Below are 14,523 nucleotides of genomic sequence, written 5' to 3'. Positions count from 1 at the left end.
GAGCAGGTCGTGGTCTCACACCTTCTCACCCAGGTTTCTGAGTTCACGACCTAACCCGCGAAAGACTGCGCATGTCCCTGACGTCTGCACTTAGCATCGCCCAATCTGCGCTTCAGAACACGTCGCGCCAGACCAGCACCGTTTCCCGCAACGTCCAGGAAGCGCAGAACCCAGACTACGCACGCCGCACGGCGATGCTTAGCAGCATTGCTCCCGGAGCTCGCGTCGTCGAGATCCAGCGGGCGACCAACGAGCTTCTGTTCCGGCAGAACCTGTCGTCGCTCGCTTCCTTCTCCGGGCAGAGCACTCTTTTCGAGGGTCTGCAGAAGCTCGCGCTCGACGTCAACGGCTCGGACAATGCGAACTCGCCGGCCACCGCGCTCGGCAAGTTCCAGGAAGCGCTCCAGCTCTATTCGGCAGCGCCCTCCAACAAGAACCTCGGCGTCGCAGCAATCGACGCCGCCCGCCAGGTCGTGCGCACGCTCAACGACGGCAGCGAGGCCATCCAGAGCATCCGAACCCAAGCCGACGGCGAGATTGCCACCGCAGTCGACGACCTGAACCGGCTGCTGGGTGACTTCGAAATAGCCAACAAGACGATCATTCAGGGCACACGCTCCGGACGCGACGTCAACGACGCGCTCGATCAGCGCGACGCCATCCTGAAGAAGATCGCCGAGATCGTGCCCGTCTCGATCATGAAGCGCGGCGACAACGACATGGTGCTCACCACGGCCGACGGCGTCACGCTGTTCGAGACCGAACCGCGCACCGTCAGCTTCCAGCCCTCGTCCGGCTATGCCGCCGGCGTCCCCGGCAACAAGATCTTCATCGACGGCGTGCCGCTCAAGGCAGGCACCGGCGCCAACACCGATGCCGCGGGCAAACTCGCCGGCCTTGTCCAGCTGCGCGACAGCGTCGCAAACACCATGCAGTCCCAGCTGGATGAAACGGCGCGCGGCCTCATCACCGCCTTCCGCGAGACGGCGCCTGCTCTGGCCGACCAGGCTGGCCTGTTCACCTGGTCCGGCGGTCCCGGCGTGCCTCCGGCAGGCACGCTGATCAACGGCCTCGCCCGCTCGATCCGCCTGAACCCGGCCGCCGATCCGCTCGTCGGCGGCGACCCGACGCTGCTGCGCGACGGCGGCATGAACGGCGCGGCCTACGACAAGAACCCGGCCAACAACGCTTCCTACGCCGACCTGCTGATCGCCTATGGCAATCGCATCGACGAAAACATGGCCTTCGATCCGGCGGCCGGCATCACCGCGACCTCCAGCCTGAGCTCCTTCACCACCAACTCGATCGGCTGGTTCGAAGGCATGCGCAAGCAGGCGGCAACGGCGACCGAAACCAAGGAAGCGCTCGCGGTCCGCACCGGCGAGGCGCTGTCCAACGAAACATCTGTCAATGTCGACGTCGAGATGTCGCTGCTGCTCGATCTCGAGCACGCCTACCAGGCCTCGGCGCGCCTCATAAAGGCGGTCGACGAGATGCTACAGTCGCTGCTCGCGGCGGTGAGGTAGTCGATGAAAACCACCTTTGTCTCCTCCTCCGCAGTTTCCAACGCCCTGCGCTATTCGATCCTGCGCCAGCAGGCCGAGCTGACCAAGGCGCAGAAGGAAGCGACATCGGGCTTCGTCGCCGACCGCGGTCTGGCGCTCGGCGCGCGCACCGCCCAGTCGGTCACCCTCAACCGCGACCTCGAGCGTCTGTCGGGGATCGTCGATTCCAACGGGCTGATCACGTCGCGGCTGTCGGCCACCCAAAAGGGCCTGAACCAGATCGGCGACGCCGCTCAGTCCTTCCTGTCGAGCCTCACCAGTTCATCGTCGGGCGATGCCGCCTACGCGCTCACCCAGAAGAGCGCGCGCAGCACGCTCGACACGCTGACCTCGGTGCTCAACACGAGCCTGAACGGCGAATATCTGTTCGCCGGCACCAACACCGACGTCAAGCCGATCAACGACTTCAGCGCCGGCTCGCCGACCAAGGTAGCCTTCGACGCGGCATTTGCCGGCTTCTTCGGCTTCTCCCAGAATGACCCTGCCGCCCAGGGCATCACGGCTGCCCAGATGGACAGCTTCATGACGACGGTCGTCGAGCCGACATTCCTCGGCGCCGGCTGGTCGGCCCCCGGCAGCCCATGGTCGAACGCCACCGACCAGGGCATCACCAGCCGCATCACGCTCAATGAGACCTCGGAGAGCTCGATCAGCGCCAACAACCAGGGCCTGCGCAAGATCGCCATGACGGCTGCCGTGCTGAGCGACCTGCTGGGCAGCAATGTCAGCGACGCGGCCCGCAAGGCGCTGGTGACCAAGGGCGTGCAGACGATCGGCGTTGCCATCTCCGACATCGGCCAGCTCGAGGCGCAGACCGGCATCATCGAGCAGCGGATCACCAACGCCACCGACCGCATCAAGACGCAGATTGACCTGTTTGAAAGGCACATCCTGAACACCGAGGGCGTTGATCCCTACAAGGCATCGACCCGCGTTACGGACCTTCTCTCCCAGATCGAGAAGTCCTACGCTATCACCGCCCGCATCCAGCAACTGAGCCTCATGAAATTCCTCTGAACGGCAATCAAACGGGACGCATATGTATCAATTTTCCTATGCCGATATTCAGACCGACTCCGTCGCCGATGCGAAGGACCGCGAACGCCAGTTGCTCAGCCGCTCGATCGATCTGCTGACCCGGGCAAGTGCCGGCGGCGTCAATTCCATGGACGCCATCGAGGCGCTCAACTTCACCAACCGCGTCTGGACCTCGCTGCTCGACGATCTGGGCAATCCCGACAATGCGCTCCCCAAGGAGCTGCGCGCCAACCTCATCTCGATCGGCCTGTGGATCCTGCGCGAGGCCGAAGACCTGCGCCAGGGCCGCACTGAAAGTTTCGAAGGCCTGATCGAGGTTTCGCAGATCATTCGCGACGGCATCCAATGAAAAACACGCTGAAGATTTCCTTGAAGGCCAACGAGAAGATCTACCTGAACGGCGCAGTCATCCGGGCCGACCGCAAGGTCTCGCTCGAATTGCTCAACGACGTGCAGTTCCTGCTCGAAAGCCACGTCATCCAGCCCGAGCAGGCCTCGACGCCGCTGCGCCAGCTCTACTTCATCTTGCAGATCATGCTGATGGATCCGATCGGCGCTGCAGATGCGCGCGAAATGTTCCGACGCTCGCTGCCGCTGCTGCTCGCCACCTTCGAGGATCCCGAGATCCTCGCGAACCTCAAGCAGGTCGACCGCCTCGTCGCCGAAGACCACGTCTACGAGGCGCTCAAGACCATCCGTTCGCTCTACCCAATCGAAAAGCGCGTCATGGCGGGCAATGACCAGCCGGAGCCGTCACGCGCCATCGCCGGAGGCACCTTCTGATGGCCATCGACTACACCACCACCCTTCCTGTCGGCACCAACACCAAGACCGCCACGGACACCAAGACGGCCGCGACCAAGAACCAGGTCGACTACAACTCGTTCCTCAAACTGCTCGTCGCGCAGATGAAGAACCAGGACCCGACCAAGCCGATGGACTCGACCGAGTATGTCGCCCAGCTCGCCACCTTCTCCCAGGTCGAGCAGTCGGTGCAGATGAACTCGCGCCTCGACCAGATCCTGCAGGGTTCCGCCCTCGCCCAGGCCGACGCCATCATTGGCAAGACCGTGACGTCGCCCGACGGCAAGACGACTGGCGTGGTCGCCGAGGTCAAGCTTTACAAGGACGGCATCGTCGCCGTGCTCAAGGACGGCAAGCAGATCGTCATCAATCCCGGCGTCACCATCAAGGACACGCCGGCGTGAACGAGGCCGATGCCCTCGATCTGGTCCAGTATGCCATCTGGACGGTGCTGACCGCGTCCGGCCCTGCGGTGGCCGCCGCGATGCTGATCGGCGTCGGCATCGCCCTCATCCAGGCGCTGACCCAGATCCAGGAAATCACGCTGACCTTCGTGCCCAAGATCGTCGCCATCCTTTTGGTGACGGCCGTGACCGGTCCCTTCATCGGCGCCCAGATCTCCTCATTCACCAACGTCATCTTCGAGCGCATCCAGACGGGCTTCTGACCCGTCGCGACTTGTCTCGTTTCGCCAGCATTCGGCTCTGGCCCGCCGCCGCGCCGAAGCTGGCCCATACCGGCGCCCGACAAATGGGTTCACCCCGTCCCCTGATCGTGGTCTAGTCGCCGCAGACGATTCACCAGGACAGCCGGCTCCACCGGCCGCGGCGCATGGACGACCACAAGATCGAGCAGGGTTCGGCCCTCGAGCCATTCAAGCACGGCATCTTCCGCTCGGTCTGGTTTGCAAGCCTCGCCTCGAATTTCGGCGGCCTCATCCAGTCGGTGGGTGCTGCCTGGCTGATGACCTCGATTTCCAGCTCCTCCGACATGGTGGCGCTGGTCCAGGCATCGATCACCTTGCCGATCATGATGTTTTCGCTCGTCTCAGGAGCGCTCGCCGACAGCTACGACCGGCGCCGCGTCATGCTGACGGCCCAGTGCTTCATGCTTGCCGTTTCGGCGCTGCTGACCTTGGTTGCCTATCTCGGCCTGATCACCCCGTGGCTGCTGCTCGGCTTCACCTTCCTCATCGGCTGCGGCACCGCCCTCAACAACCCCTCCTGGCAGGCATCCGTCGGCGACATGGTGCCCCGCCCGGTCATGCCGGCGGCGGTGGCACTCAACTCGATGGGCTTCAACATGACGCGCAGCGTCGGCCCGGCCATCGGCGGCATCATCGTCGCAACGGCCGGTGCGGCGGCGGCCTTCGCCGTCAACACGCTGAGCTACTTCGCCCTCATCTTCGTCCTGTTCCGCTGGCGTCCGCAGTACCCCAAGAGCACGCTGCCGCGCGAAACCCTCGGCCAGGCGATGGGCGCCGGGCTGCGCTATGTCATCATGTCGCCGAACATCGGCAAGGTGCTGCTGCGGAGCTTCACCTTCGGCTTCACAGCCGTCGCCATCCAGGCGCTGCTGCCGCTCGTTGCCCGCGACCTCGTCGCCGGCGGGCCACTGACCTACGGCATCATGCTCGGCGCCTTCGGCATCGGCGCCGTCGGCGGCGCGCTCATCAGCGGCCGCATCCGTCGCAGCATGAGCAGCGAGGCGATCGTGCGCTCCGCCTTCCTCGGCTTCGCCTTGTCGAGCTGGATCGCCGCCTGGAGCACCTATGCCTGGCTCACCAGCGCCGGCCTGCTCATCGGCGGCGCCTGCTGGGTTCTGGCGCTGTCGCATTTCAACATCTCGGTACAGATGTCGACGCCACGCTGGGTCGTCGGCCGGGCGCTGTCGATCTACCAGATGGCGACCTTCGGCGGCATGGCCTTCGGCGCCTGGGTCTGGGGTGTCATCGCCGACGGCCATGGTGCATCGACGGCGCTGGTCATTGCCGGCCTGACCATGCTCATCGGTGCGGCCATCGGCTTCCTCCTGCCGCTGCCCGAGCACACCGTACTCAATCTCGACCCGCTCAACCGCTTCCGCGAGCCGCATCTGGCGCTTGACGTCCAGCCGCGCAGCGGCCCCGTCACCATCACTATCGAGTTCATCATCCGCGAAGAGGATGTTCCGGCCTTCCTGCAGGCGATGGCCGAGCGCCGCCGCGTCCGTCGCCGCGACGGCGCTCGCCACTGGACATTGTCACGCGACCTGGAAAATCCGGAAATCTGGATCGAGACCTACCACACCCCGACCTGGCTCGAATATGTCCGGCACAATCATCGCGCCACTCATGCCGACGCCGAGATCGGCGACACGCTGCGGGCGCTCCACAGCGGCGCCCAGCCGCCACGCGTCCGCCGCACCATCGAACGCCCGACCAGCCTTGCAGCGACCCTCGTCACCCCCAAGGGGCCCATCGACCTGCATTGAGGGACGGCAACCGCTTCATGCCGACCTTTGGCTGCGCGCGGAAATCAGCCGCAGCCAAGGGGTCACGTGGAAGACGCTCATCAGCAGGTACATCGCGGCCATGCCGCCGATCGGCGACATCCCGGAAGAGCAGATCATCCCGGCCGGACCACCGTCCATCACAGCGCTCACCAGCGCCATCGCGGCGAAAACCGGCGACGCCGCCAGCGCCAGCCAGTCCGCCGCCCCGAGAGGGGCGACGTCCTTGCTGGCCGGCTGCTCGCCGAACCTGTCGCAGCAAGCCCGGCTCATGACTTGGCGCTCTGCTCGCGAAAGGCCGCCTCTCCGGCATCCGAAATCTCGACCCATCTCTGGTCGGGCGCCGCATCGGCGACATAGCTGTCGTGCCAGTTCCACCATTTGTAGGTCGGCGTCTGCGGATAACCTTCGGGCGAGTCCTCCCACAGCTCCTGCCGCCCGAGCGGGGTGACGTCGAGATAGCTCCAGGTCCCGCCCATCTGTTCGTCGCCACGGTTGTTGAGGAAGTAGGTGCGGAATATCCGGCCGTCCTCATCGCGGTAGAAGACGTTGGTGCCGTGCCACTCGTCGACGCCGAAATCCGCGTCGAAGCCGTCGGTGATCGTCACCCACGGCATCTTCCAGCCCATGCGTGCCTTGAGCCCCGCAATGTCGGCCTGCGGCGCGCGCGAGGCCAGGACCAGCGTGGTGTCGCGGGCATTCAGGTGGGCGACATGGGCGATCTGGTCGGCCACCATCGAGCAGCCACGGCAGGCATGGTCGGGCCAGCCATAGACGCCGGGTTCGTAGAAGGCGCGGTAGACGATCAGCTGGCGCCGGCCGGCGAAAAGGTCGAGCAGGCTGACCTTTCCGCCCGGCGCTTCGAAGGTGTAGTTTTTCTCGACAGCCATCCACGGCATCCGCCGGCGCTCGGCGGCAAGCGCATCGCCCGCGCGGGTATGCAGCTTTTCCTTCACCAGCAACTGCTTGCGCGCGTCTTCCCATGCCTCGCGCGACACGATTGACGGCTTGGCCATCCCGCTTCGTGCGCCATTCTGGCCGTTCCCTGATGTGCTCATGGTTCTGAAACTCCCTGGTTGCGCAGCTTTCCGCCTCGCGTGCCGCCGCTGTTGGATGCTGGCCAACCTTGGCACCGGAAATCGGCAGCGGAGAGTAACAAGTGTGACGGCATTCTCCCGGCGCGAAAACGAGCGTGGCGGTGAGGTTTGGCGCCAAGCCAACAGCCACCTCCCGGCCTCCCACCCTCGCGCAAGCTTGACGCAATAAGGTCAGCCAGCCGTGGCATTGGCTCGCGGCAGGATTCGATCGGGTAAAGCATGGCGATCAGCGAAACCATCTCGGGCACTGGCAGCGCGACCAAGAGCGGTCGCGACGTCTTCTTCGCCCTTGGCATCATCGTCATCCTGGCGGTGCTGTTCCTGCCAATCCCGGCCTTCCTGATCGATATCGGCCTCGCCTTCTCCATCGCCATCTCGGTCCTGATCCTGATGGTGGCGCTGTGGATCCAGCGACCACTCGACTTCTCGTCGTTCCCGACTGTCCTGCTGATCGCGACGATGCTGCGCCTGTCGCTCAACATCGCCACCACGCGCATGATCCTGTCGCACGGCAACGAGGGCACCCACGCCGCCGGCTACGTCATCTCGGGTTTCTCCAACCTGGTGATGTCCGGCGACTTCGTCATCGGTCTGATCGTCTTCCTGATCCTCATCGTGGTGAACTTCATCGTCATCACCAAGGGTGCGACGCGTATCGCCGAAGTCGGCGCGCGCTTCACCCTCGACGCCATCCCCGGCAAGCAGATGTCGATCGACGCCGACCTGTCGGCCGGCATGATCGACGACAAGACGGCGCAGCTGCGCCGCCGCGAACTCGAGGAGGAAAGCTCCTTCTTCGGCTCCATGGACGGTGCCTCGAAATTCGTCCGCGGCGACGCCATCGCCGGCCTGATGATCACCGCCATCAACATCGTCGGCGGCATCGCCATCGGCTACTTCCGTCACGACATGGGCATGGGCGAAGCCGCTGACGTGTTCATCAAGCTGTCGGTCGGCGACGGTCTCGTCACCCAGATCCCGGCCCTCATCGTCTCGCTCGCCGCCGGCCTGCTCGTCTCCAAGGGCGGCACCCGCGGCTCGGCCGACCAGGCTGTGTTCGGTCAGCTCGGCGCCTATCCCCGCGCCCTGTATGTCGCGGCCTTCCTGCTGGTCATGCTGGCCCTGATGCCCGGCCTGCCGATGTTTCCCTTCATCACGCTCGCCGGTTGCATGGCGGCACTGGCCTACGTCATCCCGATGCAGCACAAGCGCCGCCTGGCCGAGGCCGAGGCCGAAAAGCAGATGGTCGAGGCCGAGAAAGTCGAGGAAGAGAAGAATTCGGTGAAGGCATCGCTCGCCACCGCCGAGATCGAGCTCCTGATCGGCAAGCAGCTGTCGACGCGCCTGCTCGCCACCCACCAGGAACTCGCCTTCCGCATGGCCAAGATGCGCAAGAAGTTCGCCACCCAATACGGCTTCGTCGTGCCGGAGGTGCGCCTTACCGACGACTTCTCGATCCCGCCCAAGAGCTATCAGATCAAGATCCACGGCACCGTCGTCGCCGAATACCAGATGCGCGTCGGCGAGATCATGGTGCTGCTCGGTTCACGCGACTTGCCCGACATTCCGGGCGAGGAAGTGCGCGAGCCGGCTTTCGGCATGCGCGCGTTCTCGGTGCTCGACTCCTTCTCCGAGGATCTCAAGCGCGAACAGTTCACCTTCGCCGACAACATGTCGGTGCTGCTCACTCACCTGTCCGAGGTGATCCGCAACAACCTGCCGCAGCTGTTGTCCTACAAGGACATGAAGGCGCTGCTCGAGCGCCAGGATCCCGAATACCGCAAGCTCGCCGACGAGATCTGCTCATCGCACATCACCTATCCGGGGCTCCAGGCGGTGCTCAAGCTGCTGCTCGCCGAGCGCGTCTCGATCCGCAACCTCCACCTCATCATCGAGGCGATCGCCGAAATCTCGCCGCATGTGCGCCGCACCGAGCAGATCGTCGAACATGTCCGCATCCGCATGGCCCAGCAGATCTGCGGCGACCTCAGCGAAGGCGGCGCGCTCAAGGTGCTGCGTCTCGGCAACCGCTGGGACCTCGCCTTCCACCAGAGCCTCAAGCGCGACGCCAAGGGCGAGGTGCGCGAGTTCGACATCGACCCGCGCCAGCTCGAGGAGTTTGGCCAGGACGCCTCGAAGGCGATCCGCACCCATCTCGAGGCGGGCGAACGCTTCGTCCTCGTCACCGCGCCCGACGCGCGTCCTTACGTCCGCATGATCATCGAGCGCCTGTTCCCCACCCTTCCGGTGCTCAGCCATGTCGAGATCGCCAAGGGCGTCGAACTGCGCGTGCTCGGAACCATCTCATGAATGCGTCAGCGCAAGGGCTCGTCCTTGCGGCCTTCCTCGCCTTCTGCCGCATCGGCGCCTGCTTCATGCTGATGCCCGGCCTGTCGAGCGTGCGCGTGCCCACCCACATCAGGCTGTTCGTCGCGGTTGCCGCGACCGGCGGCCTTTTGGTGCATCTGTGGGACCAGATCTTTCCCTTCGTCGACGCCCGTCCCGGCATCCTGATGCCGATGATCGCTTCCGAGCTCCTGATCGGCGGGCTGATCGGCCTGATGGCCAGGCTCTACATCCTGGCGCTGATGTTCATGGGAAACGGCGTCGCCATGCTGATCGGCTTCAACAGCGTCGGTGGCCACGCCATCGAGGAAAACGAGCCGCAAGGACCGCTCGCCTCGATCATCTCGATCGCGGCGCTGCTGCTGCTGTTCACCCTCAATTTCCACCACGAGATCATCCGGGCGCTCGTCGCCTCCTACAAGGTCGCCCCGATCAACCTGTTCTTCAATCCGCAGGCGGCCCTCGTCGACGTCACCGACACGCTGTCGGAAAGCTTCATGGTGGTGCTCAGGCTCGGCAGTCCGTTCATCGCCTATGCCATCCTGATCAACCTGACGATCGGCTTCGTCAACAAGCTGACGCCGCAGATCCCGGTCTACTTCATCTCGCTGCCCTTCGTCGTCACCGGCGGCCTGATCCTGGTCTATTTCGGCATCGGCACCATGCTCAGCCTGTTCGCCGACGGCTTCGGCGACATCACCCTGGGGAGATAGCCATGACCTCGCGCAAGGACAGGCTGAAGAAGCTGGTGGTGGTGCAGGAACAGCTGAAGGCACTGCATGAGACGCGCCACGCCGGCTATGTCGCCCAGGCGGTGGCGGCCGAGGCCGAAGCCCAGGCGTTGACCGAAAGCTTCGGCAACGCCCAGGACATGGCCGAGCTGTTCCCCGATCTCTATCATCGGCGCATTTCGGCAGCGCTTGCCCGCAAGCAGATCAATCTCGGCCTGGCGAGCCACGAGGCCGGCAAGGTCGCCACAGCGACCGCCCGCACCAACATGGTCGAACGTGCCTATCGCGACGTCCGCCGCCAGGACGAACGCGACAGCGCCGACCGCGAACGCCTTGAAATCATCGAGAGAAAGTCGAGCGAATGACCCCGAGGATCGGAACCGGTTTTCGGAAGAGATTGTTCACGGTTTCAACGCCTTACGGCGTCCCCTGCGCACATGGATAGCCCCACGTCGCCGTGGTGACGGCAAGTAAGGTTGCGGCAAGCTTGACCCTCCACAATCAACAGTAACGAAACCGGAAAGGCGAGCCAGCTTTGGCCATCTCCCCCCCAAGCGACATTGTTCTGGACGTTGCCAAGGCCGTAGAGCCGTCGGGCGTCCAGGCCGCGCGCGCCGCTTTGGTCAACCGTACCAACAACGTCGCTGGCGCCTTCTCGCTCGGCGAGGCGGCTTTCGGCGCGGGCGCCTCGCGCCAGCCGGACAAGGCAGCTCCTGATGCCGGCATGAAGCGTTTCGAAGCGATGGTGCTTCAGACCTTCATCGAGAACATGATGCCGAAGAACACCGAGAGTGTTTACGGCAAGGGCATGGCTGGCGACATGTGGAAGTCGATGATGGCCGAGCAGATGGCCAATGCCACCGCCGACGCCGGTGGCATCGGCATCGCCAGGTCGCTCATGCGTGACCACTATATGAAGAACGACAAGGCGGTTTCCGTCGGCGTCGTGACCGGTGGTCCCGACCAGACCGCGCTCGATCAGCAGGCGAGCCAGACGACCGCCATGCTCCAGGAAATGCAACGGAAGATGGTCCAGTCGCTCGGAGGCGGCGAGGCCGGCTCCGCAACTGACACAGATCGTAGAGGGTAACAAATGACGGATTTCGCCGACTACAGGGCAAGCATGCCTGCAAACACCGACGTCGCCGAAGCGGCGGTCCGGCCCGGCAACATCAGCGTCATCCTCAGCCGCATCGAAGATGCCGTCGAGGAAGAGACCGCTGCGATCCGCACCGACGTGCGCTTCGACATCAAGGCGTCCAACGCACGCAAGAGCCGCTATCTCTATGAGCTCACCCGCGCCACCAAGGGCGTCGTCGAGGGCGAATTCCCGATCGAGCTGAGGACCGGCGTCGAACGCCTGCGCGACAAGCTGGTGGCCAACGAACGCGCCATCCTCGCCCATCTCAGTGCCGTAAGCGAAGTCGCCGGCCTGCTCAAGGACGCCATCCAGCGTTCCGAAGCTGACGGTACCTACTCGGCCAATGAATTCGGGTGGGCGCGGTGATCAAATTCATCGTTGCGGCGCTCTGGATCGTCGCCGCGACGCTCGGCGCGGTCTTCTATTCCTTCCAGGCGGCAGCCAGCCTGCCCCCGGCCGAGGACAAGAAGCCGATGCTGGGCGGCCTCGACTACGTCAAGACCGACGTGATTTCGGTGCCGCTTCTGAAGGGCGAGCGCGTCGAGGGATATTTCCTGACGCGGCTCGTCTACACGGTCGAGCCCAAGCAGGTCGCCAAGATGTCCATTCCGGTGGCATCGCTCCTGACCGACCAAGTCTACAGCTATCTCTACGGCAACCCGCAGATCGACTTCACCCAGTACGACAAGATCGATCTCGACGCTTTCCGCAATGGCATACGCGACAGCATCAACCAGCGCATTGGCGACAAGATGGTGCAGGAAGTGCTGGTCGAGCAGATCGATTTCCTGACCCCCGACGACGTTCGCGACAACGCAGTGCGCAAGCGCTCTGCAGCCGCGGAGGCCGCCAAGTCCGCCGAAGCGGCAGCACCGTCGGGCCACGGCGAAGCAGCCCCCGCACCTGCCCACTGATATCAAGTCGGCCTTTTTTTGCGACCCGTCCTCGACAGCTGTGTCGAGGACGGGTCGATGCTTTCATCGTCAAAACTACGTTGACGTAAACGTCAATCGAACGCTATAGGTTTATCCAGTCCTGTGACGCGGCCGGCCTGTCCGGGTTTGTCCGGGGAGGTGAAGCAATTGCGGGAAAAAGGCGCAAAACGCCTTTCCGTCAGGAATTGCCTCAGGAGATAGAGCGTTTCGCGGACGCGCCGCGCCGCAAGGCGCGCGAGCGCCATTTCAGGAAATCAGGAGAGTTCCATGAGCATTCAGGCAGTCGCAGACCAGATCAAGTCGAAGGTGGAAAGCTCGGGCTTCGACCGCTCGGTCAAGTTCGACACCGGTTCCGACGGCGTCATCGTCATCGACGGCGGCACGCTGTCGACCACTGACGGCCCGGCCGACTGCACCATCAAGCTGTCGCTCGACAATCTCGAGTCGCTGATTTCGGGCGACCTGAACCCGACGATGGCGTTCATGACCGGCAAGATCAAGGTCGAGGGCGACATGACTGTCGCCATGGGCCTGAGCAAGCTGCTCGGCTGACAGGCATCCGCCTGGATCCCTGCCCCGCGACACCTGTCCGCGGGGCAGCAGATAAGAACGCCTGCCCGGCAGCACCCCGAAGCTGCTGAGGCCATACCGGCCACGCTTCGGCCTGACATCAGGGTCATGCCGGAATTTCCCGACACCGGCAGCAACGCTGTAATGTCCGCATAACCGTTTGCGTCCACTCCCCGCTCGACAGAGTTGAGCCGGAGACGCATATGAACGGGAAATGCCTTTCACATTCATCGAACATGGCGAATGAGCGCTCCACCGGCCTTTGCCGTGGAACAGGCCGTCGCCGTGTGCTGCTTGCGACACTGCTGATCTCAATCACCGCATCAAGCGGTTGCGCCAGCTGGATCGGGCGGTCCGAAGATGAAGAGGCTGCTCAGCCCCAGATCCGTCTCGGCAATGCGGACCAGCCGGTCGCCGGCTCGCAGGACTGTGCCAAGGCCCCCAACCGGGCTCCCGGACCGACCTGCTTTCCACCGGCCCCGAGGAACCACTGGGCAAGCGATGCCGCTTCGGCGCTGAGAGTTCCAGCACCATCTGCACCCGGCAGCGGCGCATCCAACCAGTGACCTGGCGTCCGGGCCTATTGCTTCCACCGATCCGTCGCAATGCACCCGCAATCAAATTGCGCCAGACCTTGGCCTGAAGGGACCGATCTGGAAGATGACGATGAAGCGCAAGACAATGGTGGCCGCGGCGATGACATGCGCGGCCTTGCTGGCCGGCTGCGTCGAAGACCGCTACGGCCCTCGCGACTGGGACGGGCCGCGGCACAGCCCGCGCGGCTGGGACGGACCAAGGCATACGCCGAGACCATGGGATTCACCGCGCGACTGGCGCGACTATCCACGCAACCACCCGCGCGACTGGCGCGATCCTCCGCGCAAATGGCCGCGCGGCGAGCCTCGCCCTTCACGCCCTACCTATCCCGGTCCGATAGATTGCCGGGGCGGTCCGGCAACAACGCCATCGCCCGACTGCATCGACTACCCGCGCAGCGAACCCCGCCCCTCGCGCCCGACCTTTCCCGAACCGCTGGATTGTCGCGGCGGCCCGGCGACGACACCTTCGCCCGACTGCATCGACAGGCCAAGGCCGCGCGGCGGACGTTCCGACGCGCAGCCGATCCTGGAATAGAGGTTAGCGCTGCCGCTCAGGCAGCGAGGCGGGTCCGCTCGGATTTGACCTTGCGACCGGCCGCCTTGAGGACGCCTCTCGCATCGTCGAGCGTCCCTGCGATGAGTTCGAGCGCCAGGAAGCGCTCGCGCTCGTAGGGCCCCGGCATCGCGAGCGAGCCGGTCTTGTCGGCGGTGAAGCCGAAGCGGGCATAATAGGGCGCATCGCCGACCAGCAGCACTGCATGATGGCCAAGCCGCGCGGCCTCGGCAACCGCATGGCGCATCAAGGCCGAGCCGATGCCGGCGCTCTTGACCATGGGATCGACCGCCAGCGGGCCGAGCAGCAGCGCCGCCTTACCGCCCTCGCCCAGGCGCACGTCCCACAGGCGCACGGTGCCGATCACGGCACCCGCCTCGACGCGTGCGACGAAGGCAAGGCCCTCGGACGGTCGACGGCCACGCCGCAGCTTCTCCGACGACTTTTTGCGCCGCTTCGGGCCCATCGCCCGGTCGAGCAGGGCTTCGCGCGCGGCGATGTCTGCGATGGTTTCAGCCACGATCACGATGTCGGGCGAGGTTTTGGTGACGTCTTCGATGTTCATTTCCGCGATCCTTCACGAGCGGAGATCTGTTCCACAAGCGAACCCGATCGGGCGCGCCATAGGCTCGCCCGTTGGGGTGATCTGATCGG

Annotated in this window: 18 protein-coding genes; 15 read left to right on the top strand and 3 right to left on the bottom strand. The window is 64.5% G+C overall.

The window, feature by feature from the left end; translation table 11 throughout:
• Positions 1-71: 71 nt before the first annotated feature.
• From flgK to NDO48_RS12455, 7 genes are all read left to right on the top strand, one after another.
• Positions 72-1,526 carry a flagellar hook-associated protein FlgK gene (gene flgK, locus NDO48_RS12485; RefSeq protein ID WP_018429282.1) on the top strand — a complete coding sequence of 485 codons (1,455 nt, stop codon included), beginning with the start codon at positions 72-74 and terminating at the stop codon, positions 1,524-1,526.
• A gap of 3 nt (positions 1,527-1,529) precedes the next feature.
• A complete protein-coding gene (locus NDO48_RS12480; protein ID WP_018429283.1) occupies positions 1,530-2,582 on the top strand; it encodes a flagellar hook-associated family protein in 1,053 nt (350 codons plus the stop codon).
• Between the two features lie 22 nt (positions 2,583-2,604).
• Positions 2,605-2,952: a flagellar biosynthesis regulator FlaF gene (gene flaF / locus NDO48_RS12475; RefSeq protein ID WP_018429284.1), complete on the top strand. Its 348-nt coding sequence runs from the start codon at positions 2,605-2,607 to the stop codon at positions 2,950-2,952.
• Positions 2,949-3,386, top strand: coding sequence for a flagellar biosynthesis repressor FlbT (gene flbT / locus NDO48_RS12470; RefSeq protein ID WP_018429285.1), 438 nt, complete (start codon positions 2,949-2,951; stop codon positions 3,384-3,386). The genes flaF and flbT overlap by 4 nt, the downstream gene beginning before the upstream one ends.
• Positions 3,386-3,811, top strand: coding sequence for a flagellar hook assembly protein FlgD (flgD, locus tag NDO48_RS12465; protein WP_018429286.1), 426 nt, complete (start codon positions 3,386-3,388; stop codon positions 3,809-3,811). The genes flbT and flgD overlap by 1 nt, the downstream gene beginning before the upstream one ends.
• A complete protein-coding gene (fliQ, locus tag NDO48_RS12460) occupies positions 3,808-4,074 on the top strand; it encodes a flagellar biosynthesis protein FliQ (protein ID WP_020565944.1) in 267 nt (88 codons plus the stop codon). The genes flgD and fliQ overlap by 4 nt, the downstream gene beginning before the upstream one ends.
• Positions 4,075-4,238: 164 nt before the next feature.
• The gene (locus NDO48_RS12455; protein WP_018429288.1) at positions 4,239-5,879 is read left to right on the top strand and encodes an MFS transporter; all 1,641 of its coding nucleotides are present in this window, start codon (positions 4,239-4,241) and stop codon (positions 5,877-5,879) included.
• Between the two features lie 15 nt (positions 5,880-5,894).
• Here the strand turns inward: NDO48_RS12455 and NDO48_RS12450 are convergent, their stop codons facing one another.
• Entirely contained in the window at positions 5,895-6,170 is a 276-nt protein-coding gene (locus NDO48_RS12450) for a hypothetical protein (RefSeq protein WP_018429289.1), read from the bottom strand.
• Positions 6,167-6,955 carry a DUF899 domain-containing protein gene (locus NDO48_RS12445; RefSeq protein ID WP_026227468.1) on the bottom strand — a complete coding sequence of 263 codons (789 nt, stop codon included), beginning with the start codon at positions 6,953-6,955 and terminating at the stop codon, positions 6,167-6,169. The genes NDO48_RS12450 and NDO48_RS12445 overlap by 4 nt, the downstream gene beginning before the upstream one ends.
• Before the next feature lie 258 nt (positions 6,956-7,213).
• Here NDO48_RS12445 and flhA point away from each other — a divergent pair, with 258 nt between their 5' ends.
• The 8 genes from flhA to NDO48_RS12405 all read left to right on the top strand — a co-directional run bounded on the left by flhA (position 7,214) and on the right by NDO48_RS12405 (position 13,851).
• Positions 7,214-9,304 carry a flagellar biosynthesis protein FlhA gene (gene flhA, locus NDO48_RS12440; protein ID WP_018429291.1) on the top strand — a complete coding sequence of 697 codons (2,091 nt, stop codon included), beginning with the start codon at positions 7,214-7,216 and terminating at the stop codon, positions 9,302-9,304.
• On the top strand, positions 9,301-10,053 hold the full coding sequence (gene fliR / locus NDO48_RS12435) for a flagellar biosynthetic protein FliR (RefSeq protein WP_018429292.1): 753 nt from the start codon (positions 9,301-9,303) through the stop codon (positions 10,051-10,053). The genes flhA and fliR overlap by 4 nt, the downstream gene beginning before the upstream one ends.
• A gap of 2 nt (positions 10,054-10,055) precedes the next feature.
• Positions 10,056-10,436, top strand: coding sequence for a hypothetical protein (locus NDO48_RS12430; RefSeq protein ID WP_018429293.1), 381 nt, complete (start codon positions 10,056-10,058; stop codon positions 10,434-10,436).
• A gap of 170 nt (positions 10,437-10,606) precedes the next feature.
• Entirely contained in the window at positions 10,607-11,161 is a 555-nt protein-coding gene (locus NDO48_RS12425; RefSeq protein WP_267321552.1) for a rod-binding protein, read from the top strand.
• Positions 11,162-11,164: 3 nt separating this feature from the next.
• A complete protein-coding gene (locus NDO48_RS12420) occupies positions 11,165-11,578 on the top strand; it encodes a hypothetical protein (RefSeq protein WP_018429295.1) in 414 nt (137 codons plus the stop codon).
• On the top strand, positions 11,575-12,126 hold the full coding sequence (locus tag NDO48_RS12415) for a hypothetical protein (protein WP_040456924.1): 552 nt from the start codon (positions 11,575-11,577) through the stop codon (positions 12,124-12,126). The genes NDO48_RS12420 and NDO48_RS12415 overlap by 4 nt, the downstream gene beginning before the upstream one ends.
• Positions 12,127-12,414: 288 nt before the next feature.
• The gene (locus NDO48_RS12410; RefSeq protein ID WP_018429297.1) at positions 12,415-12,699 is read left to right on the top strand and encodes an SCP2 sterol-binding domain-containing protein; all 285 of its coding nucleotides are present in this window, start codon (positions 12,415-12,417) and stop codon (positions 12,697-12,699) included.
• A gap of 684 nt (positions 12,700-13,383) precedes the next feature.
• On the top strand, positions 13,384-13,851 hold the full coding sequence (locus NDO48_RS12405) for a hypothetical protein (protein ID WP_267321551.1): 468 nt from the start codon (positions 13,384-13,386) through the stop codon (positions 13,849-13,851).
• 16 nt (positions 13,852-13,867) lie between these two features.
• Here the strand turns inward: NDO48_RS12405 and NDO48_RS12400 are convergent, their stop codons facing one another.
• Positions 13,868-14,434 carry a GNAT family N-acetyltransferase gene (locus NDO48_RS12400; protein WP_267321550.1) on the bottom strand — a complete coding sequence of 189 codons (567 nt, stop codon included), beginning with the start codon at positions 14,432-14,434 and terminating at the stop codon, positions 13,868-13,870.
• Between the last annotated feature and the right edge of the window lie 89 nt (positions 14,435-14,523).

Origin of the sequence: Aminobacter sp. MET-1 (assembly GCF_026521175.1) — a bacterium.
GTDB lineage: Bacteria > Pseudomonadota > Alphaproteobacteria > Rhizobiales > Rhizobiaceae > Aminobacter.
Note: the sequence above shows the minus strand (reverse complement) of the source record. Positions and strands in the feature narration are given on the sequence as shown.